The 20,364-nt window shown below is 73.6% G+C and carries 20 protein-coding genes; 10 read left to right on the top strand and 10 right to left on the bottom strand.

The genetic code is table 11. The features are described 5' to 3' along the window. Positions 1–35 precede the first annotated feature (35 nt). Both ASG36_RS18395 and ASG36_RS18400 read right to left on the bottom strand, forming a co-directional pair. Complete coding sequence (locus ASG36_RS18395; protein WP_055767324.1) at positions 36–1,604, bottom strand: ABC transporter substrate-binding protein; 1,569 nt, start codon at positions 1,602–1,604, stop codon at positions 36–38. A gap of 353 nt (positions 1,605–1,957) precedes the next feature. Continuing rightward, positions 1,958–2,521 carry a TetR/AcrR family transcriptional regulator gene (locus ASG36_RS18400; RefSeq protein WP_055767327.1) on the bottom strand — a complete coding sequence of 188 codons (564 nt, stop codon included), beginning with the start codon at positions 2,519–2,521 and terminating at the stop codon, positions 1,958–1,960. Positions 2,522–2,608: 87 nt separating this feature from the next. Between ASG36_RS18400 and ASG36_RS18405 the strand changes: the two genes are divergently transcribed. After that, positions 2,609–3,520 (top strand): SDR family oxidoreductase, encoded by a 912-nt coding sequence (locus ASG36_RS18405; protein ID WP_055767330.1) that lies wholly within the window; start codon positions 2,609–2,611, stop codon positions 3,518–3,520. 90 nt (positions 3,521–3,610) lie between these two features. On the opposite strand, the gene ASG36_RS18410 is transcribed toward ASG36_RS18405, so the two are convergent. Beyond that, complete coding sequence (locus ASG36_RS18410; RefSeq protein WP_055767333.1) at positions 3,611–3,919, bottom strand: nuclear transport factor 2 family protein; 309 nt, start codon at positions 3,917–3,919, stop codon at positions 3,611–3,613. 83 nt (positions 3,920–4,002) lie between these two features. Between ASG36_RS18410 and ASG36_RS18415 the strand changes: the two genes are divergently transcribed. Together ASG36_RS18415 and ASG36_RS18420 are read left to right on the top strand one after the other, a co-directional pair. Beyond that, positions 4,003–4,791 (top strand): MerR family transcriptional regulator, encoded by a 789-nt coding sequence (locus tag ASG36_RS18415; RefSeq protein ID WP_255354654.1) that lies wholly within the window; start codon positions 4,003–4,005, stop codon positions 4,789–4,791. A gap of 16 nt (positions 4,792–4,807) precedes the next feature. Beyond that, a complete protein-coding gene (locus tag ASG36_RS18420; protein ID WP_055767338.1) occupies positions 4,808–5,722 on the top strand; it encodes a DUF5996 family protein in 915 nt (304 codons plus the stop codon). 73 nt (positions 5,723–5,795) lie between these two features. Here ASG36_RS18420 and ASG36_RS18425 read toward each other — a convergent pair whose 3' ends face one another. The 3 genes from ASG36_RS18425 to ASG36_RS18435 all read right to left on the bottom strand — a co-directional run bounded on the left by ASG36_RS18425 (position 5,796) and on the right by ASG36_RS18435 (position 8,868). After that, entirely contained in the window at positions 5,796–6,236 is a 441-nt protein-coding gene (locus ASG36_RS18425; RefSeq protein ID WP_157498938.1) for a GNAT family N-acetyltransferase, read from the bottom strand. A 163-nt stretch (positions 6,237–6,399) separates the two neighbouring features. Then, complete coding sequence (locus ASG36_RS22400) at positions 6,400–7,824, bottom strand: hypothetical protein (protein WP_055767344.1); 1,425 nt, start codon at positions 7,822–7,824, stop codon at positions 6,400–6,402. 297 nt (positions 7,825–8,121) lie between these two features. Beyond that, positions 8,122–8,868 (bottom strand): GntR family transcriptional regulator, encoded by a 747-nt coding sequence (locus ASG36_RS18435; protein WP_082523271.1) that lies wholly within the window; start codon positions 8,866–8,868, stop codon positions 8,122–8,124. Positions 8,869–8,928: 60 nt separating this feature from the next. Here ASG36_RS18435 and ASG36_RS18440 point away from each other — a divergent pair, with 60 nt between their 5' ends. Genes ASG36_RS18440 through ASG36_RS18460 form a run of 5 tightly spaced genes read left to right on the top strand, consistent with a single transcriptional unit; the run spans position 8,929 to position 14,257 of the window. Next, complete coding sequence (locus ASG36_RS18440) at positions 8,929–10,263, top strand: D-tagatose-bisphosphate aldolase, class II, non-catalytic subunit (protein WP_082523272.1); 1,335 nt, start codon at positions 8,929–8,931, stop codon at positions 10,261–10,263. Beyond that, entirely contained in the window at positions 10,260–11,423 is a 1,164-nt protein-coding gene (locus ASG36_RS18445; RefSeq protein ID WP_055767347.1) for an SIS domain-containing protein, read from the top strand. Before ASG36_RS18440 ends, ASG36_RS18445 begins: the two co-directional genes overlap by 4 nt. A gap of 56 nt (positions 11,424–11,479) precedes the next feature. After that, positions 11,480–12,457: an N-acetylglucosamine kinase gene (locus ASG36_RS18450; RefSeq protein WP_055767350.1), complete on the top strand. Its 978-nt coding sequence runs from the start codon at positions 11,480–11,482 to the stop codon at positions 12,455–12,457. 10 nt (positions 12,458–12,467) lie between these two features. After that, positions 12,468–13,415 (top strand): DMT family transporter, encoded by a 948-nt coding sequence (locus ASG36_RS18455; RefSeq protein WP_055767353.1) that lies wholly within the window; start codon positions 12,468–12,470, stop codon positions 13,413–13,415. Positions 13,416–13,420: 5 nt separating this feature from the next. Next, positions 13,421–14,257 carry a class II fructose-bisphosphate aldolase gene (locus tag ASG36_RS18460; protein ID WP_055767356.1) on the top strand — a complete coding sequence of 279 codons (837 nt, stop codon included), beginning with the start codon at positions 13,421–13,423 and terminating at the stop codon, positions 14,255–14,257. Positions 14,258–14,267: 10 nt separating this feature from the next. On the opposite strand, the gene ASG36_RS18465 is transcribed toward ASG36_RS18460, so the two are convergent. Continuing rightward, entirely contained in the window at positions 14,268–17,000 is a 2,733-nt protein-coding gene (locus tag ASG36_RS18465) for a glucosidase (RefSeq protein WP_200944554.1), read from the bottom strand. Between the two features lie 81 nt (positions 17,001–17,081). Here ASG36_RS18465 and ASG36_RS18470 point away from each other — a divergent pair, with 81 nt between their 5' ends. Next, positions 17,082–17,609: a hypothetical protein gene (locus tag ASG36_RS18470; RefSeq protein WP_055767361.1), complete on the top strand. Its 528-nt coding sequence runs from the start codon at positions 17,082–17,084 to the stop codon at positions 17,607–17,609. Between the two features lie 40 nt (positions 17,610–17,649). Here ASG36_RS18470 and ASG36_RS22060 read toward each other — a convergent pair whose 3' ends face one another. The 3 genes from ASG36_RS22060 to ASG36_RS18480 all read right to left on the bottom strand — a co-directional run bounded on the left by ASG36_RS22060 (position 17,650) and on the right by ASG36_RS18480 (position 19,905). Then, entirely contained in the window at positions 17,650–17,799 is a 150-nt protein-coding gene (locus ASG36_RS22060; protein WP_157498940.1) for a hypothetical protein, read from the bottom strand. Between the two features lie 191 nt (positions 17,800–17,990). Beyond that, complete coding sequence (locus ASG36_RS18475; protein WP_055767364.1) at positions 17,991–18,956, bottom strand: matrixin family metalloprotease; 966 nt, start codon at positions 18,954–18,956, stop codon at positions 17,991–17,993. 58 nt (positions 18,957–19,014) lie between these two features. Beyond that, positions 19,015–19,905, bottom strand: coding sequence for a DUF1524 domain-containing protein (locus tag ASG36_RS18480; RefSeq protein ID WP_055767367.1), 891 nt, complete (start codon positions 19,903–19,905; stop codon positions 19,015–19,017). A gap of 113 nt (positions 19,906–20,018) precedes the next feature. Here ASG36_RS18480 and ASG36_RS18485 point away from each other — a divergent pair, with 113 nt between their 5' ends. After that, positions 20,019–20,351: a VOC family protein gene (locus tag ASG36_RS18485; RefSeq protein ID WP_055767370.1), complete on the top strand. Its 333-nt coding sequence runs from the start codon at positions 20,019–20,021 to the stop codon at positions 20,349–20,351. Positions 20,352–20,364: the final 13 nt, after the last annotated feature.

Genomic DNA, 20,364 nt, shown 5'->3' on the forward strand with positions numbered 1-20,364 from the left:
GGGGGCGGCGCGCAGGCCGCCCCCGGGGCAGGGACTCACTCGGTCTTGTAGACCTCGGCGAGCGGGTAGTTGCCCAGCGGCGTGACCTGGAAGCCCTGGACGGCGTCGGTCATCGCGTAGGCGTAGGGCGAGTAGTAGAGGTAGGCGAGGAAGGCGCTCTCGCCGGCCTGCTCCTGGATCTGGGTGTACAGGTCCTGGCGGGTGCCCTCGTCGATCTCGCGCTGCGCCTGCTGGTTGAGCTCGATCACGGCCGGGTCGTCCCAGTAGGTGAAGGCGGAGTGCGAGCCGCCCTCGGGGTCCACCGCGAAGGAGGTCCACTGGTCGGGGTCCGGGATGTCCATGGTCCAGGCGGAGATCGTCATGTCGAAGTCCGAGGCCAGCCGGGCCTGCTTGTTGGCGGTCGGCTCGAGCTGGCGGATCTCCATGTCGATCCCGAGCTCGGCGAGCTGGGACTGCATGATCTGGGCGACCGAGGCCTGGTTGGGGTCACCGGAGGCGATGAGCAGGCTGGTGGAGAAGCCGTCCGGGACGCTGGACTGCGCCATCTCGTCGCGGGCTGCGTCCAGGTCGAAGGTCGGGCCCTCGACGCTCTCGTCGTAGTACGGGGTGCCCGGGCTCAGCAGGGAGTTGGCCGGCTCGCCGTTGCCGTACAGGACGGCGTCGACCATCGACTCGCGGTCGATGGCGAAGGCGATCGCCCGGCGCACGTGGACGTCCTGGAAGGGCTCCACCTGCTGGTTGAAGGCGATGTAGTCCATCCGGGTGGACGGGAAGGCGGTCGCGGTGACGCCCGGGGTGGTGGACAGCGACTCGAAGCTGGACCAGTCCGGGGTGTCGTCGATGTCGATCTGGCCGCCCTGCAGCTGCAGCTTGCGGGTGTTGGCGTCGGGGACGACGGTCCAGGTCACGCTGTCCAGGTAGGGGCCGTTCTCGCCCCAGTAGGAGTCGTTGGCGGTGAGCGTCAGGTACTGCCCGCGCTGCCACTCGTCCCAGACGAAGGGGCCGGTGCCGACCGGGGCCTCGTAGAACTGCTCGGCGGTCTGGCCGTCGTAGTCGGCCGGGATGATCGCGTTGGCGAAGATCGACAGGTCGGCGATCAGCGGGGCCCAGGGGTACTTCACGGTGATCGAGACGGTCTGGTCGTCCACGGCCTCGACGGTGTCGATGGCGGCGTTGACGAAGCCCCAGCCGTCGGCGCCGGTGGCGGTGTTCTCGTCGAGGGAGAACTTCACGTCCTCGGCGGTCAGCGGGTCGCCGTTGGAGAAGGTGACGTCGTCGCGCAGCGTGATCGTGTAGGTCAGCTGGTCCTCGCTGACCTCGTAGCCGGTGGCCAGCAGCGGCTCGACGGTCGAGCCGTCCTCGCTGACGGTGAACAGCGGCTGCATCATCTGCTGCATCACGTAGATCGAGTTGTTGTCGAACGTCGTCGTCTTGTCCATCGAGATGGCGTCCGCGGCACGGGCGATGGTCAGGTCACCCCCCATGACCGGCTCGGAGCTGCCGCCGCCGGCGCTGGAGCTGTCGCTCCCGCCCCCGCAGGCGGTGAGCGCGACGGCCGCGACGACGGCGATCGCGGCGGACCTGGTTCGGGTTCTGCGTGTCATGACTGTCCTCGTCGATCTGCCCGCGACGCGGGTGGGTGGGAGGTGTGCCGAGAGACGTGCTGGGGGGTGCGCCGGGCCCTCCGGACGAGCTGCGGAGGGATCACCTCGGCCATCGCTCGTTCGGGTGAGGGGACCGTAGCGTTCATTACAAGGACAGCCAAGAGGCTGCTGCTCGTTACGTTTGTAACGTCTTGGTTGCGTCGGCCATCCGGATCGCTGACCTGCGCCTCAGCCCCCGAACGCCCCTGGAACCGATCCCACCCGCCCCACGAGCCCCACCCCGCTGACGACAGACGCCCTTCTCGTCAGCCCGGGCCCGGATCCCGGAAACCGCGGTTTCTGGGATCCGGGGGTCAGTCGGTGGCGACGGCGCGCAGCTGGGCGAGAAGCTCGGTGATGACCCGGGGCAGGTCGGGGCCGGCCGGGTCGCCCGCCCACCGGTCGAAGGCCAGCCGGAAGACCGTCACGCCGGTCTCGGCGGCCAGCGTGGCAGCCGGTTCGGCGACACCGCGCTCCCCCAGCGCCCCGGCGACGGCACGGGCCAGCGCCGCCATCTTCTGCAGCTCGCGCTCGCGCAGCTCGGGGTGGGAGGTGACGACGGCGGCGCGCCGGCGGGCGTCCGCGCCGAAGGAGTCCAGCAGCAGCCCCCCGGCGTGCAGCCCGGCGGCGACCGCCGGCAACGGCGCCTCGTCCGCGGGTGCGGCGACCACCGCGGCGACCACCAGGGCCTCGAGCTCGCCGGTGCTGTCGAAGAGCACCTCGCGCTTGTCGGCGAAGTGACGGAAGTAGGTCCGCTCGGTCAACCCGGCCCGCTCGGCGATGTCGGCCGTCGTCGTCCGGTCGTAGCCGTGCTCGACGTAGAGCTCCATCGCGGCCTGCATGAGCCGCCCGCGCGCGTCCGGTGCCCAGCGACCCATGGGGGCGAGGCTACCGATGACAGTGACTGACATCTGGTGCTAGCGTCCATGTCAGTCACTGTCATCCCTCGTCCGGAGGTACCTCCCATGCACGTCCTCGTCACCGGCGCGTCCGGCTGGATCGGCTCCGCCGTCGTCCCCGAGCTCCTCGCCGCCGGCCACCGGGTCACCGGCCTGGCCCGCTCCGAGGCCTCCGCCCAGGCCCTCACCGCAGCCGGCGCCGCCGTGCTGACCGGGTCGCTGGACGACCTCGACGTGCTGCGGTCCGGCGCCGAGCAGGCCGACGCCGTCGTCCACCTGGCGTTCAAGCACGACCTGACGTTCAGCGGGCAGGGCGCCGCGGCCGCGGACGCCGACCGTGCGGCGGTCCAGGTGTTCATCGACGCACTGGCCGGGTCGGACCGCCCGCTGGTCATCGCCTCCGGGGTGCTCGGGCTGACCCCGGGGCGCCTGGCCACCGAGGAGGACGGTCGGGTCGTCGAGGGCGACCCGCAGGGCGTGCTGGCCCGGCACCACACCGCCCAGCTGACCCTGGAGGCCGCCGACCGCGGGGTGCGCTCGGTGGTCGTGCGGCTCTCCCCGTCGGTGCACGCGGAGGGGGACAACGGGTTCCTACCCGCCCTGGTCACCGCCGCCCGGCAGAGCGGCAGCTCGGCCTACGTGGAGGACGGCGCCGCGCGCTGGCCCGCGGTGCACCGGGCCGACGCCGCCCGGCTGTTCCGGCTGGCCCTGGAGCAGGCGCCGGCCGGCTCGGTGCTGCACGCGGTCGCCGAGGAGGGCGTGCCCGTCCGCGACATCGCCGAGGCCATCGGGCGCGCCACCGGGCTGCCGGTCACCTCGATCCCGGCGGCGGACGCCGACGCCCGGTTCGGGTTCCTCGGCGGTCTGCTGTCCCTGGACAGCCCGACGTCCTCGGCCCGGACGCAGGAGCTGCTCGGCTGGACGCCGACCCACTCCACGATCGTCGAGGACCTGGACGCCGGCCGCTACACCCGCTGACCCCGGCCCCCGTCGACGAGAGTGCGGGTGCGGTCGTCGACACGGTGCGACGCGCCGTCGCGGACGCCCGGAACTGCACTATCGAGGTGATCACGGGGCGATGTGGAGCCCCGCGATCAGCTCGCCGCGCAGCGTGAAGCGGTAGGCCAGGTCGACCACGCCGCCGGGGAAGTCGCCCTCCAGGTGCTGGGTGACGGTCACGTGGTCGTCGTCGTCCCGGGTGGCGCCGGTGAACGTGGTGGTGAACGTCCACTCCGAGGCCGAGCGGGCCAGCCAGGCGGCGACGGCGTCCCGGCCGACGTGGGTGCGTCCCTCGTCGGTGACCACGGCGTCGTCGGTGAACTGGTCGATCGCGGGCTGGTCGAGGTAGCGGGTGACGGGGGTGGGGAGTTCGGTCATACGGCCACCGTGCGGCCTCCCCCGACGACCGGGTCAACACACTGGAGTCTCCCCCGGGGAGAGGGTGCAGAGTCGGCGGTGTGATGGGCATCGGGGAGTTCGCGGGCGTGACCCACCTGAGCATCCGGACGCTGCGCCGCTACCACGACGCGGGCCTGCTCGAGCCCGCCCGCGTCGACCCCGTGACGGGCTACCGCTCCTATGCCCCCGAGCAGGTCCCCACCGCGCAGGTCATCCACCAGCTGCGCGCACTGGACCTGCCGCTGGACGACGTCCGGGCCGTGCTCACCTCACCCGACCCGGCCGTGCGGGCCGCCCGGGTGGCCGAGCACCTGGACCGGCTGCAGGCCCAGCTCGCCCGGACGACGGCCGCGGTCGCCTCGCTGCAGCGCCTGCTGGACCCGGGCCCGGTGGAGGTGGAGCTGCGCTCGGTGCCGGCGACGACGGTGGCCGCGGTCGCCGCCGACGTCGACCTGGCCGACGTGCTGGTCTTCTACGCCGGGGCGATGGCGGAGTTGGACGCCGCCGTCCCCGCACCCGCCGGACCTCCCGGCGTGCTGGTGGACGACGCGCTGTTCACCGTCGGACGCGGGCAGCTCGTGGTGCACGTGCCCGCCGACCGCGCGCCGACGACCGGTCGGGTGCGGCCCCGGGAGGTGCCGGCGGCCGACCTCGCCGTCCGCACGCACGTCGGTGACCACGACACCATCGACGTCACCTACGGCGAACTGGGCCGCTGGGTGGCCGAGCACGCGCTCGCCGTCGACGGCCCGGTGCGCGAGACCCACCTGGTGGGCCCACGGGACACCCCGGACACCGCCGCCTGGCGGACCGAGATCGCCCGACCCGTCTTCCGGGTCTCGGCCGGTTAGGCCAGGGTGGGGCCGCATGGAGCTGTTCCCCCCGATCCCCTACGCCGGCTGGTCGGACACGCTGGCCACCGTGCACCGCGTCGCCCAGGTCGTCGGCCGCGTGCGGCTGCTGGCCAGCCCGCGCCGCAACCACTGGTGGAACGTGCCCTTCCACCTCTCCGGCCGCGGGATCACCACCCGCCCGATGGGCCTGGACCCGACGTTCACCGTCGACCTGGACCTGCTCGACCACCGGCTGGACGTCAGCACGACCGAGGGACGACGGGTCTCCTCCTCCCTGCTGGGCCGCTCGGTCGCCGACGTGCACGCGGGTCTGGTCGCCGCGCTAACCGAGCTGGGCATCGACGTCGACATCGCCGACGCGCACCCCTTCGACCTGCCCGACGCCGACCGGCCCTTCTCCGCCGACACCGAGCACGCGAGCTGGGACGCCGCCGCCGTCACCCGGTACTTCCAGGTGCTCAGCCAGGTCAACCTGGTGCTGGAGGAGTTCGCCGGCGGGTTCAGCGGCAAGACCAGCCCGGTGCACCACTTCTGGCACACCTTCGACATCGCGGTCACCCGCTTCTCCGACCGGGTGGTCGACCTGCCGGCCGCCGACCCGGTCACCCGGGAGGCCTACTCCCGCGAGGTCGTCAGCTCGGGCTTCTGGTTCGGCGACGCCTCCTACCCCGACCCGGCCTTCTACTCCTACACCGCGCCCGAGCCCGCCGGCCTGGAGACCGAGCCGCTGCCGGAGGGCGCGTCCTGGCTGGCCCGCGGCGGCAGCCACCTCGCCGTCCTGCCCTACGACGTCGCCCGGACCGCACCCGACCCCCGCGCCGCCGTCCTGGCCTTCTACGAGGCTGCCTACACCGCCGGCGCCACCCGGGCCGGCTGGGACGTCGCCGGCCTGGCCTGCACCGACGGCGTCACCGACCCCCTCCGTTGACGAGGAGCGCCCTTCTCGTCAGGAGGTCTGACGAGAAGGGCGCTTGGTGTGGTCCCTGGGTCGGACGGGCTGGTCAGGTACCCGGTGTCATGGGGGCGGCGCGCTCGGTCCAGGGCGCGAAGTAGTGCCGAACGGCGGGGTGCAGACGCTCCCGCCAGGCCTCCCCCATCTCGGTACGCCGGCCGTTGCCGTGCAGGTCCGGCCCGCCGCGGACGGCCTGCAGCGCGAAGGCGCCGACGCCGAGGGCCGCGCCGATGCCGCGCCGTCGGTGCTGCGGGGCGACGTAGAGCTGGTGCACCACCCCGGTCGCCGTCCACCAGCGCAGTGCGCCCACCTGGGCGTCACCGTCCACTCCTGCGTGCTGCGCCTCCTCGGGGTCGAGGACCGAACCACCGGGGAAACGCGGGTCGCTGAAGGCGATGAGGGTGGCGGCGGGCTCGGGCTGGGCGGGTTCCGCGACCTCCACGAACCAGAGCAGCGGGAGTCCGGGCCGGGCGAGGTCCAGACCGCGCACGCACCCGGACCGGACCGTCGCGGAGACCATCCACCCCGGTGGTCGGCCGGCATCGGGCTGGTCGACCACGCTGCCCGCCGGGAAGGCGTCGGAGACGACGGCGGTCAGGACCTCCGTGCCCGGTTCCTCCGAAGAGCGGAACCGGGCCCACCACAACCGGGGTTCAGGAGTGCTGTCGGGCACGGCGCCGCAGGACGGTCCCGGTCGCCGTGGCGGCACCACCCAGGGCGAGCATGCCCAGCCCGAGCAGCGTCATGGTCTCCACCGGGGAGCCGGTGGTGGCCAGGGCCGCGTTGCCGGTACCGGGGCGTGGCACACCACCGGGGACGACGGGGGCGGCCGACGTGGTCGGCGCCGCCGACGTGCTCGGCGCGGCAGCGGTCGGCACCAGCGCGCGGCTCACCGGGAACGCCTCGCCGGCCGCGGCCTGGGCCGACGTGGTCTCCACGGCGAAGGCGAAGACGGTGTCGGCGCGGTACCCGTCGACCCCGGTGACCGGGGTCAGCGTGTAGCCGGTCCCGGGCAGGAAGAAGCCGTCGAAGGTGAGGCTGCCCGCGGCATCGCTGACCTGCGTGCCGAAGGAGACGGTGTCCCCGAAGGCCCGCAGGATCGACCCGGAGCCGGCGAAGGGCAGTGGCGCCTCGATCGTCGACACGTCCTCGGTGCTGGTGGAGGACGTCGTGGTGCTCTCCGTCGTCGTGACGGGCGCCTCGGTCGTGGTGGGGGCCGTCGTGACCGGCGCCTCGGTCGTCGTGGGCGCCGTCGTCGACTCCGTGGTCGTCGACTCCGTGGCCGTCGACTCCGTGGTCGTCGTCGAGGGCGCGGTCGTCGACTCGGTGGTCGGCGTGGTGGGCAGCGGGGCCGGGGGCGTCACGTCGGGCGTCACTGCGTCCTGGTGCGGGTAGTCGGGACCGGTCAGCTCGTAGGAGGCGCCGGCCAGCGGAGCGCCGCTCACCTGGTCGGTCACCACCGTGGTGATCGAGGTGCGGAACAGCGAGGCGTTCTCGACGTCGGCGTCGGCGCCGTCGAAGCACCCGAGGCCGGGGCTGCAGATCTCGAAGCTCGCCGAGCCACCGATCGGGTCCAGGCCCGGCGTGGACGAGACCTGGACCAGGGAGTAGAGGCCCGCGGGGAGTGCGTCGTCCGTACCCGGGAACCGGGCGGACTGCGGGATCTCCGGGCCGTCCTCGTAGGTGAAGGAGCAGCTGCCGAACTGGTCGGTGACGCAGGTGCCGGTCGCGGGCGTCACGCCCGGGGAGGCATCGGTCTGCGTGGCGAGGAACTCGGCGCCGGACAGGTCGAGGTCCTCCGGCACCGGGCCGGTCGGCAGGACCTGCACGTCCAGCTCCTTCCCGAGGCCGAAGTCCGCCGTCAGGGCGCCGGTGACCGCCCGCTGCGCGGGAGCGTCGTTCAGCGGCGCGGCTCCTGCCCCGGTCGCCGCGGTGAGGCCCGCCTTCGCGTCGATGTCGAGCGTGCCGTCGCCCATCGCCAGGGCCGGGGAAACCGTCGCCCCGGCGACGACGATCAGGCCGAGGCCCAGGGTGGAACCGCGCAGGACGCGGGTGGTTCGGGGACGCGACAGCGCCACGTGGTCTCTCCTTCGCCGGCCGCCGAGGACCGGCGGAACCCGCGCATCATGTGCGACAGCGGGCGTCGTTGCGGAGATGGTGGCTGCGACGCGCCCGGATCCGGCTCTGCCCGGTCCCACGTGACCCTCGGACCACCCGCCTGGGGGAACGCACGTTCCGGGCCCTACGCGCTGTGTCTGGCACCGAGCCCCACGACGCGCGCCCTTCTCGTCAGCCCGGCTGACGAGAACGGCGCTTCTTGCACAGCCATGAACGGCGGGGGTCGAGGATCCTGGTCCGACCCCTTCGCTGAGGGGTCAGTCGGTGATGGAGGCGCGGAAGCGGTAGCGGTCGCCGCGGAAGACCTGGGTGGTCCACTCCAGGGCGCGGCCCTGCTGGTTGTAGGTGAGCTGGTCGGCGACCAGCATCGGCACCTCGCCCTCGATCTCGAGCAGGGCGCGTTCCTCGGCGTCGGCGTACCGGGCCTCCACCGAGTAGTCGGCCACCCGGGGCAGCTGGGGCGGGTCGTTGCGGCGCAGCGTGGCGTACAGCGACGCGTGGTGGAAGTCGGTGGTGGCCAGCGCCGGGCACAGCGCGAGCGGGAGCCGGTTGACCTCCAGGGCGACGACGACGTCGTCCAGGAACCGCAGCCGGCGCATGGCGAAGAGCCGGGAGCCCGGCGCGACCTGCAACCGCTCGGCCTCGACCACCGTGGCGGCCCGGGTGCCCTGGGCGAGCACGGCGCTGCGGGCGGCCAGACCCCGCTCGGCCGCGTAGTCGGCGAACCCCTGCACGGTGTGCCCGACGTCGTCGGCCACCGGTCCGGTGTCGACCTCGACGGTCCACCCACGGGCCGGGGAGACCGACACCAGACCACGCCCGGCGAGGTCGCCCAGCGCACTGCGCACGGTCACCCGGCTGACCCCGTAGCGCTCGGCCAACGCCCGCTCGCTGGGCAGCCGATCGCCTGACCTGGCCCGCCCGGCGACGACGTCGGACCACAACCGGTCGGCCGTCCAGGCCGGCAGCGACTGACCCTCGGCGAGCAGGCTCCCACGCGGCATACCAGTTTCATACCAGTAAGACCGTCAACGGTCCAGTGGACTCGACCTAGCGTCGCTGCCGTGACACAGACCACCACCCGCCCGACGGCCGCCGTCCTCGACGACCTGGTGGCCGCCCAGCACGACGGCACCGCCCGGGGCATCACCTCGGTGTGCTCCTCGCACCCGTGGGTGCTGGAGGCCGCGCTGCGCCAGGCCGCGGACGACGACACCGTCGTCCTGGTCGAGGCGACCTCGAACCAGGTCGACCAGCACGGCGGCTACACCGGCATGCGCCCGGCCGACTTCCGCGACGCCGTGCACTCCCTCGCCGACCGGTGCGGCCTGCCCCGCGAGCGGGTGCTGCTGGGCGGGGACCACCTGGGCACCAACCGGTGGCGCTCGCTGCCGGCCGCCGAGGCGATGGCGCAGGCCCGCGACCTGGTCGCCGCCTACGTGCGTGCCGGGTTCACCAAGATCCACCTGGACTGCTCTTACCCCTGCGCCGGCGACCCGACCCCGCTGACCGACGAGCTGGTGTCCGAGCGGGCCGCCGACCTGCTGGCCGTGGCCGAGGCGACGGCTGCCGAGGTCGGCGCCACCGGCGCGCTGCGCTACGTCATCGGCACCGAGGTGCCGGTGCCCGGCGGCGCCGACCACGCCCTGCACGACCTGGTGCCCACCGACGCCGACGCCGCCCGCGCGACCCTGGCCGCCCACCGGGCCGCCTTCGACGCCCGCGGACTGGCCGACGTCTGGCCCCAGGTGATGGGGCTGGTCGTCCAGCCCGGGGTCGAGTTCGACGCCCTGCAGGTCGTGGACTACCGCAGCGACCGCACCGCCGCCCTGCGCGAGGTGCTCGTCGACGAGCCCGGGATGGTCTTCGAGGCCCACTCCACCGACTACCAGACGGTCGAGGCGCTCACCGAGCTCGTCGCCGACCACTGGGCGGTGCTCAAGGTCGGGCCGTGGCTGACCTTCGCCATGCGCGAGGCCCTGTTCGCCCTGTCCGAGGTCGAGCGCGAGCTCGTCCCGGCCGACGAGCAGGCCCGGCTGCCCGAGGTGCTCGAGCAGGTGATGCTCGACCAGCCCGACCACTGGCGCGGCTACTACGACGGGGACGCCGCCGCCCAGCAGCTGGCCCGCCGGTACTCCTACAGCGACCGGGCCCGCTACTACTGGCCCGACCCCCGCGTCGAGGCCGCCGCCGACGCACTGCTGGCCAACCTGCGCCGCCACGACGTCCCGCTGCCGCTGCTGTCGGCGCACCTGCCCGTGCAGCACGCCCGCGTCCGTGCCGGCGTCCTGGACGCCGACCCGCTCGCCCTCGTCGTCGACGCCGTCCGCGACGTGCTGCGCGGCTACGCCACCGCCTGCGGCACCGCCCCCTCCACCGCCACCCGGGAGACCCGATGACCACCGTGCTCGACACCCTGCCCGACCTCGAGCTGGCCGGCGCCGGCGCCACCTCCCGGGAGATCGCCCAGCAGCCCGACCTGTGGCGCGACGTGGCCGAGATCGTGGCCGGCCGCCGGGCCGACGTCGACGCCTTCCTGACCCCGCTGCTGGCCCAGCCCCGGCTGCGGGTCGTGCTCACCGGGGCCGGCACGTCGGCCTTCGCCGGTCAGGTGCTCGCCCCGGCGCTGTCCCGTCAGCTGGGCCGGGTGGTCGAGGCGGTGCCCACCACCGACCTGGTCTCCGCGCCGCGGGAGTCCTTCCCGGTCGACGTCCCCACCCTGCTGGTGTCCTTCGCCCGCTCCGGGGACAGCCCGGAGTCCGTGGCCGCCACCCGGCTGGCCGAGCAGTGCCTCACCGAGGTGCACCACCTCGTGGTCACCTGCAACGCCGACGGCCGGCTGGCCCGCGACCACACCGGCGCCCCCCGCTCGCTGGTGCTGCAGATGCCCGCCGCGTCCAACGACCGCGGGTTCGCGATGACCTCCAGCTTCACCTGCATGGTGCTGGGGACGGCGCTGGCCCTGGGCGGTGAACTGCCCGGCGACGGCGTCGACCGCCTCGTGGCCGCCGGGCGGGCGGTGGTCGCCGAGGCCGGACCGGTCGTGGACGCCCTCGCCGCGACCAGGCCCCGGTCGGTGGTCTACCTCGGCAGCGGCTCGCTCAAGGGCCTGGCCGAGGAGTCCGCGCTGAAGCTGCTGGAGCTCACCACCGGTGCCATCACGGTCACCGCGGACAGCCCGCTGGCGTTCCGGCACGGCCCGAAGGCGGTGCTGGACGACGCCACCGTGGTCGTGGTCTACCTGTCCACCGACCGCTACACCCGCGCCTACGACCTGGACCTGGTGCGCGAGCTGCGTGCCCAGCTCGGCGCCGGGCAGGTCTACGTGGTCGACGGCGACGCCCAGGCCGACCCCGCACTGGGCGACGGGCCGCGCATCGCCGTCCCCGGGCTGGCCGGGCTCGGAGACGTCGTCCTGGCCGTCGCCGCCGCCCCGGTCCCCCAGCTGATGGGCCTGGCCAGCTCGCTGGCGATCGGCCGGACGCCGGACAACCCCTTCCCCGACGGCGAGGTCAACCGCGTCGTGCAGGGCGTGACCGTCCACCCGCTCGCCGACTGACCCGCACCACCCCTACTCACCCCGGGCGACGACGACGTCGCCGGAGAGGACCCCTCGTGTACCTCGGCGTCGACGGCGGCGGGACCAAGACCGCGCTGTGCCTGGTGGACGGCACCGGCCGGGTGCTGGCTCGCCGGACCGCACCCTCCATCTACTACTTCGCCTCCGGCATCGAGCTGGTCGCCGAGGTGCTCACCCCGGCCGTGCGCGAGGTCTGCGCCGACGCCGGCGGCACCCCCGCCGACGTCGCGTACGCCTTCTTCGGGATGCCCGGCTACGGCGAGGCCAGCGGCGACGTGCCGCTGCTGGACGCCGTCCCCTCCCGCGTGCTCGGCCACGACCGGTACCGCTGCGACAACGACATGGTCGCCGGCTGGGCCGGGTCGCTGGGTGCCGTCGACGGGGTCAACGTGATCAGCGGGACCGGCTCGATGACCTACGGCGAACGGGCCGGCCAGGGCGCGCGGGTCGGCGGGTGGGGCGAGCTGTTCGGCGACGAGGGCTCGGCCTACTGGATCGCCCGTGAGGGCCTGGCCGCCTTCTCCCGGATGGCCGACGGCCGCGAGGAGGCCGGCCCGTTGCTCAGCGTGCTGCGCGAGCACCTGGAGCTGTCGGCCGACCTCGACCTCGTCGACGTCGTCCTCAACCGGTGGCACGGCGACCGCGGCCGGATCGCCGCGCTGTGCCGCCCGGTCGTGGCCGCCGCCGAGGCCGGTGACCGGGTGTGCGCGGCGATCGTCGAGCGGGCCGGTGCCGAGCTGGCGCTGCTGGTGTCGGCCACCCGCTTCCGGCTGGGCTGGCCGGCCGGGGAGCCGATGCCGGTCTCCTACTCCGGCGGCGCGCTGAACGCCGAGCCGCTGCTGGCCGCGTTCTCCCGCCGGCTGCACGACCTGGGCGACCCGGTCGACCTGCGCCGCCCCCTGCTCGCCCCCGATCTCGGCGCGGCCCTGCACGCCGCCCGGCTGGCCGGACACCCGGTCGACCAGGACGCCGTCGCCCGGCTGTCCGCCCACCCCACCCCCGCAGTTGCCTGAGGAGACACCGATGTCGACCACCACTGCCCGCACCGGGACCAACCGGAGCTGGATCACCTACGCCGGACTGCTCGTGCTGTCCTGGGGGGTGTGGGGGGCGTTCTCCAGCCTGCCCACTGCCACCTACGGCTACCCCGACGAGATGGTCTACGTCATCTGGGCGTTCACCATGCTCATCCCGGCGTTCTTCGCCCTGCGCGGCAGCACCTGGGACAAGCGGCCGGTCGCGATGAGGTACGGCCTGCTCGTGGGGCTCACCGGCGCCGGCGGCCAGCTGCTGCTGTTCAAGGCCCTCACCCTCGGCCCGGCCTACATCATCTTCCCGGTCATCGCGCTGTCCCCGGCGATCACCGTGCTCATGGCCGTCGTCCTGCTGCGCGAGCGGCTGAGCCGGCTGCCGATGATCGGCGTCGGGCTGGCCCTGGTCGCCGTCGTCATGTTCAGCATCAGCTCCGGTGACGGCACCGAGGGCCGGGGCGCCTGGCTGCTCATGGCCGTCGGCGTCTGCGCCGCCTGGGGTGTGCAGGCCTACTTCATGCGCAAGGCCGCCACCGTCGGGGTCAACGACGGCACCACCTTCGGCTGGATGACCATCAGCGGCCTGGTCCTGGTGCCCGTCGCGATCGTGATGATGGGCGGGCTGCCCTCCGGCGCCCCGTGGCAGGCCCCGACCCTGGCCGCCGGCACCCAGCTGCTCAACGCCGTCGGCGCGCTGTTCCTGGTGATGGCGCTGTCCCGCGGCAAGGCCTCGATCGTGGCGCCGACGACCAACGCGCTGGCCCCGGTGCTGACCATCCTGCTGTCGCTGGTGATCTACCAGACGCTGCCCTCGCCGACCGCCGCGATCGGCATCGTGCTGGCCCTCCTGGGCTCCACATTGATGGTCTACAGCGACGAGAAGCGCGGGGAGGCGGTCACCGACGGGGCCGTCGTCCAGGACCAGGGCCTGAGGGTCTGACCTCCGTGCCCCAGGTCTCCACCGCCGCCCTCGCCCGCGACGCACGTCGTCGCGGGCGGGGGCTCGGCGCGTTCAACGTCGTCCACCTCGAGCAGGCCCGGGCCTACGAGTCCGCCGCCCGCGAGGCCGGCGTCGGCGTCGTCCTGCAGCTGTCGGAGAACGCGGTCGCCCACCACGGTGGGCTCACCGCCTACGCCGCCGGGGTGCTGGCGCTGGCCCGCGGCTCGGACGTGCCGGTCGCGGTGCACCTGGACCACGCCGAGGACGTCGACCTGGTCTCGGCCGCGGTCGACCTGGGGTTCAGCTCGGTGATGTACGACGGCTCGCGGCTGCCCTACGAGCAGAACCTGGCCGCCACCGCCGGGGTCGTCCGTGCGTGCCGGTCGGCGGGGGTCGACGTGGAGGCCGAGCTCGGCGAGGTCGGCGGCAAGGACGGCGCCCACCACCCCACAGCGCGCACCGACCCCGCCGAGGCGGCCGCGTTCGTCGCCGCGACCGGGGTGGACCTGCTCGCCGTCGCCGTGGGCTCCTCGCACGCGATGACCGACCGGGACGCCCGCCTGGACGTCGAGCTCGTCGCCCGGCTGGCCGCCGCCGTCCCGGTGCCGCTGGTGCTGCACGGCTCGTCCGGGGTGTCCGACGCCGGGCTCGTCGCCGCCGTCGCGGCCGGGATCGTGAAGGTCAACGTGGCCACCCACCTCAACCGGGTCTTCACCGCCGAGGTCCGCCGGGTGCTCGCCGCCGAGCCCACCCTGGTCGACACCCGCCGCTGGACCACCGCCGGCGCCCGCGCCGCCGGCGCCGAGGCCCAGCGCCTCCTCGAGCTCTACCGCACCGCCTGAGCCGCCTCGGTCAGGACCAGCGGGGGTCGGGGGGCAGGCGGGGGTTGAGCAGGTGCGCGACGAGCGCCGTCCAGCCGGTCTGGTGGGTGGCGCCCAGGCCCTCACCGGTGTCGCCGTCGAAGAACTCGCTGAAGGTGGGGTGCACCGACCACAGCGGGGAGTCCGAGGACTCGATCCGGTCGCCGTCGGCCGGGCGCTTGCCGTCGACGGGGCGGAACAGCGCGGTCAACCCGTTGTCGATGAGGTCCGCGGCGTCGACCAGGGTGCAGTGGTTCCCCGAGCCGGTGGGCAGCTCGATGGTGAAGGAGTCGCCGTAGTGCCGGCCCAGGGTGCGCAGCTTGTCCGCCAGCAGCACGTTCACCGGGAACCACACCGGCCCGCGCCAGTTGGAGTTGCCGCCGAACAGCGCGGTGCGCGACTCCCCCGGCTCGTACTCGATGCGGGCGTCCCGGCCGCCGACCTTGGCGATCACCTCACCGGTGGACTTGGACAGCGAGCGGATGCCGAACGGGGAGAGGAACTCCTCGGTGTCGAACATCCGGGTGAGGATGCGCTCGAGCCGGTCCTTGTCCACCAGCGAGAGCAGCATCTTGCGGCCCTCGGGGGCCGACCGGCTGCGCAACGGCGTCACCAGCTCGGGACGACGACGCTGCAGCCAGCGCAGCCGTTCGGTGACGTCGGGGACCTCCTGGGTGATCCAGTGCGGCACGTCGGTCACGCCGAGGATGGGCAGCAGGCCGACCATCGAGCGCACCCGCATCGGCTGCGGGGTGCCGTCGGGGGCGACGAGGACGTCGTAGAAGAAGCCGTCCTCCTCGTCCCACAGCGACACCTCGTGCGAGCCGAAGGCGTTCATCGCCTCGGCGATGGACAGGAAGTGCTCGAGGAACTTGGTGGCGGTGCCGTCCCAGGCCTTGTCGTACCGGGAGAGCTCCAGGGCGATCTTGAACATCTGCTGGCAGTAGAACGCCATCCAGCTCGTCGCGTCGGACTGCTCCAGCCGGTAGCCCGGGGGCAGCGGCGCGGAGCGGTCGAACAGCGCGATGTTGTCCATCCCGAGGAAGCCGCCCTCGAAGACGTTGGACCCGTCGGCGTCCTTGCGGTTGACCCACCAGGAGAAGTTCAGCAGCAGCTTGGTGAACACCCGGATGAGGAACTCGCGGTCGCGATAGCCGTCGATCCGGTAGACGTGCCAGGCAGCCCAGGCGTGCACCGGCGGGTTGACGTCGCCGAAGGCCCACTCGTAGGCCGGCAGCTGGCCGTTGGGGTGCATCGCCCACTCGCGGCACATCAGCACGAGCTGTTCCTTGGCGAAGTCGGGGTCGACGTGGGCCAGCGGGATGGTGTGGAAGGCGGTGTCCCAGGCGGCGAACCAGGGGTACTCCCACTCGTCGGGCATGGAGATGACGTCGGCGAGGGCGACGTGCCGCCAGGTGGTGTTGCGTCGTCCCTTCTCCGCCCGGTCGGCCGGGGCGGGGACGTCGGGGTCGCCGTCGAGCCACTGGCTGACGTCGAAGCGGTACAGCTGCTTGGTCCACAGCAGGCCGGCGTAGGCGCGGCGGGCCACGTGCCGGTCGTCGGCGGACAGGCCGGGGTGGATGACGGTGTCGTAGAAGTCGTCGGCCTCGGCCTTGCGCTGGGTGAAGACCTGGTCGAACTCCGGCCCGAACATCCCGTCGACCGGCTCGGCCTGGGTCAGCCGGAGCTTGACGGTGACGGTCTCACCCGGCTGGACGGCGTCCCACTGGTACCAGAACGCGGCCTTCGTGCCGGAGTCGGCGGGGTTGATCGCGGACTTGTCGCCGTGGACGACCCGGCGGTTGATCCCGTCCTTGGGGTACTTCGAGGCATTGCGGCGGTCGCCGAACAGCCGGACGGAGTCGGTCTCGTTGTCGCAGCACAGCACCTGCGGGTCGCCCTCGGCGGCGAGCACGTAGCGGCCGAGGAAGCCGTGCTCGGCCTCGACGGCCTCCAGCCCGGACGCCGTCAGCGTGGGGGCGAGCAGCTGGGTGAGGTGGCCCTGGCGCTTGTCCCCGCCCCAGGACCAGGTGTTGCGGAACCAGACCTGCGGCAGCAGGTGCAGCGGGGCGGCGTCGGGTCCGTGGTTGGTGGCGCTGACGGTGATGCAGACGTCGTCCGGTGAGGCCTTGGCGTAGCTGACCTGGACGTCGAAGAACCGGTCCTCGTCGAGCACGCCGGTGTCGGAGAGCTCGTACTCGCGCTCCATGCGCGAGCGCTTGCGGTTCTCCTCGCGGAGCTTCGCGTAGGGGTACTCGGCCTGCGGGTAGCGGTAGAGCCACTGCACCCAGGAGTGCGTGGGGGTGCCGTCGACGGCCCACCAGTGCTCCTTGGCGTCCTCGCCGTGGTTGCCCTCGTCGTTGGTCAGCCCGAACAGCCGCTCCTTGAGGATCGGGTCCTTGCCGTTCCACAGCGCGACGGAGAAGTTGAGGAACCCGTAGCGGTCGCAGAACCCGCCCAGCCCGTCCTCGCCCCAGCGGTAGGCGCGGGCCACGGCGTGGTCGAAGGGGAACCCGGCCCAGGCGTCGCCGTCCGCGGAGTAGTCCTCGCGGACGGTGCCCCACTGGCGGCCGGCGAGGTAGGGGCCCCAGTGCCGCCAGGGCGCGTTCATGTCGGCGGACTCGGCCAGCCGGGCGTGCTCGGCGCTGCGCGGCGCGACGGCGTCCTGCGGGCCCGGTGGCGGGGCCACGGGGACGTCGGCGGGCTTCGGGGTTCGGGCAGACACGCCGACACGGTGTCACGCCGGTGTGTCGGTCTCGTAGACGCCGGGCGGGAAGCGGGCGACGTCACGCCTAGGGTCGGCGTCGTGCGCGCACCCCTGACCCACGAGGACGTCGAAGAGCTCGAGGGGCACCGCTCCCCCGACGAGCACCGGGTGCTGGCCGAGAAGCTGCTGGCCTGGGCCGAGGAGGTGCACCCCGACGACGAGCCGACGACGGCCGAGCTGCTCTCGGCGGCGGGCTGGCAGCACGACCTCGCCGGGGACACCGACGGCGCGCTGGCGGTGTTCCGGCGGGTGCTGGCCGCCGACGGGGTGACGTACCCCGACGTCCGGGTGCCGATGGTCGCGGTGCTGCTGGCCGCCGGGCGGACCGAGGAGGCGGCGGGCGCCGCGGACGAGCTGCGCCGCAGCAGCCCCGGCGTCGGGGACTGCGCGATGGCGGCGGAGGTCTACGAGCTGGCCGGGGACCTGCCCCAGGCGCACCGCTGGACGGCGATCGGGATGACCCGCGCGGCGCTGCTGGCCGACGACGAGCTGGACGAGCAGGAGCTGGCCCGGCTCACGAGCGTGCGCAGCCGGGTGCGGCTGGCGCTGGGGATGCCGACCGACTGAGCGGTGTGCGGCCCCGCACGGGGCGGGGCCGCGACGGCCACTACTTCTTCTTGGCCTTCGCCTTGGCCTTTTTGCCCTTGGCCTTCACCTTGAGCTGCTTGGCCTTCGCCTTGAGCTTGTCGGTGGCCTTGTCGACCTTCTTGCCCGCCTTCTTGCCGGCCTTGCTCTTGTCCTTCTTGTCCTTGGCCATGCCGGGGTCCTCTCCCTGGATCGCGCTCCGGTGCGGAGCTCACCAGGAGTTCTACCAAACGGCCTTACACCGTCAGCCCGGCGATCGAGCCCACCTCCGCCTCTGTTGGTGATCATGGGGTTGTTGCCAGGGACGCGCCGACCGACCGCGTGTCCACCGGCGAGGACCCCATGATCAACGCCCAGGGGGCGTCAGAGCTGGGGCACGCACTCCCCTGCGCCCAGGCGGGCGAGGCCGGCGAGGTCGCCGTCGGCGAAGTCGAGCAGGCCGCCCCGGGTGGTGGCGTACATGAGCTGCTCGGTGTCCCAGACGTGCTGCAGGCCGACGACGTGGCCCAGCTCGTGCAGCAGGATCGAGCGGGCGATCGCCGCGCCCCGGTCGGTCTCGACGAGCGAGGCGAACTCGGGGCCGTCGAGGGTGACGTTGCCGCTGACGTAGACCCGGGTGCCGTCGGCCGGCGCCGCCCAGGCGCTGCCGCCCAGGCCGGCGACATCCCCGGCCAGCGCCGGCAGCTGCTCGGGGGTGCGCCAGCCGACCAGCACCGGCGCCCAGCGGTCGCCGTACCGGTCGGGCTGGAAGACCGGGCGGGCATCGCTGGGCAGCTCGTCGGTGACGCCCTCGAAGCGGAACTGCAGCCCGGTGGTGTCCTGCATCCGCACCAGCGCGTCCTGCACCATCGCCTCCGCGCCGACCGGGGCGCCGTCCAGGTTGACCACCACGTCGACCGGCCGGCAGGGGTCGTAGGCGACCGGGGTGGTGTCGTCGGCCTGCAGGGTGACGAAGGCGAAGGAGTCGCTGTCGGGCGCCTCGGGCGGGACGCCGAGCGGCTCGTCCGAGGCGCCGACGCCGGCGGTCGGGAAGTCGCTGGGGGCCGCCGGCTGCTCGGTGACGGCCTCGGGGGTGACGGTCGGCGGGGCCGTGACCGTCGACCGGTCGTAGAGCACCACCCCGGTGACGACGGCGACGAGCACCAGCAGCGCGAGCACCGTCCGGCCGCGGCGGCGGTTCCTCGGCGCGGGTGGGAGGGGCTCGTCTGCGAACCAGTCGCGGCCGGTGACCCCCATCGGGACCCGGCCCTCGGCCTCGTCGAGCACCCACTGCGGCACGCGCCCGGACGCCGAGACACGCAGCGGCTGCGTGCTGTCGTGCTCGGTCACTGCTGCTCCCGTCCCCGTTGCTGCGTCGAGTGTCCCTGACGGTGCACGGGAACCATCGTCACTCGCAGGCGACGCCGTCCCCGTCGCCGTCGAGGCCCTCGCGGTAGCCGGGGTCGCCGATCCGCACCGGGGCGGCGCCGGCCGCGCGGGCGTCGGCACAGCTGGCGAAGCCCTCGGTGGCCGGGGCCTCGGGTGCGGACTCGGGCTCAGGCTCAGGCTCAGGCTCGGGCTGGGCACCGGTGGGCAGCGGCTGGTCCGGGCAGGTCGAGAGGACCGTGGCCATCGCGTCGTGCTCGGCCTGCGTCGTCCACAGGCCGTAGGTCGACTTCACCGCCACCTGCCGGGCCACGTACTCGCAGCGGAACCCACGGTTGGGCGGCAGCCAGGTGGCGGTGTCCCCGGCGCCCTTCTGCTGGTTGAGCGGGCCGTCCACGGCGAGCAGGTTGAGCGGGTCGTTGGCGAACCGGGCGCGGGTGTCGGCGTCCCAGCCCTGCGCGCCGGTCTGCCAGCTGTTCGAGAGCGCGACGACGTGGTCGATCTGGACGAGCTCGCTGGTGCCCTGGCCGCGGGTGAAGGTGATCGTCGTCCCGGAGTAGGGGTCGGCCAGCGTGCCGGTGACGACGACGCAGTCCCGGGTGCCGGGCTTGAACTGCTCGTCGACCAGGTCGCGGGCCAGCACGTCGTTGCGGGTGTCGCAGCCGTTGCGGTCGGTGTCGACCCAGCCGGCGCCGAACTGGTCGCGGTCGTAGCCGGTCTGGGGCGCACGGCCCTGGACGGGGAGCGCGGCGAGCGCCGCGAGCGCACTCCCGGGCTCGACCGCGGGGACGACGGTCGCGGACACGGTGGCCTCGGACGTCGGGGCCGCGCTCTCGGCGGTGACCTCGGGGGTGCAGCCGGTGGCGAGGGCCAGGACGGCGACGGCGCCGAACAGTCCCCCTGGTCGACGCACCCGTCGATCCTGCGGGCCGGGGCCCGCGCCGCCGGCTCCCGACACGCGGGACCGATGAGTCGCGCCCGACCACGGGGTCCTCACCAGGACACTCCCACCGACAGGAGAGCCCGATGACCGTCACGAACGCCCTGGCCAGCCTCGCCGTCTCCGACCTGGACCGCGCCGAGCGCTGGTACGCCACCCTGTTCGACCGCGCCCCCGACGCCCGCCCGATGGACGGCCTGCTGGAGTGGCACCTGCCCGACGGCGGCGTCCAGGTGTTCCTCGAGGCCGACCGGGCCGGGCGGTCCGGCGTCACGCTGGCCACCGACGACCTGGACGCGGTGGTCGCGGCGCTGACCGCGGCCGGGGTCGACCACGACGGTCCGCAGCAGGCGACGGCGTCCCGGCTGCTGCAGCTGACCGACCCGGACGGCAACCGGGTCGTGCTGACCGGAGCCTGACCGCCGACAAGGC

The sequence above is a fragment of the Geodermatophilus sp. Leaf369 genome (assembly GCF_001424455.1).
GTDB lineage: Bacteria > Actinomycetota > Actinomycetes > Mycobacteriales > Geodermatophilaceae > Klenkia.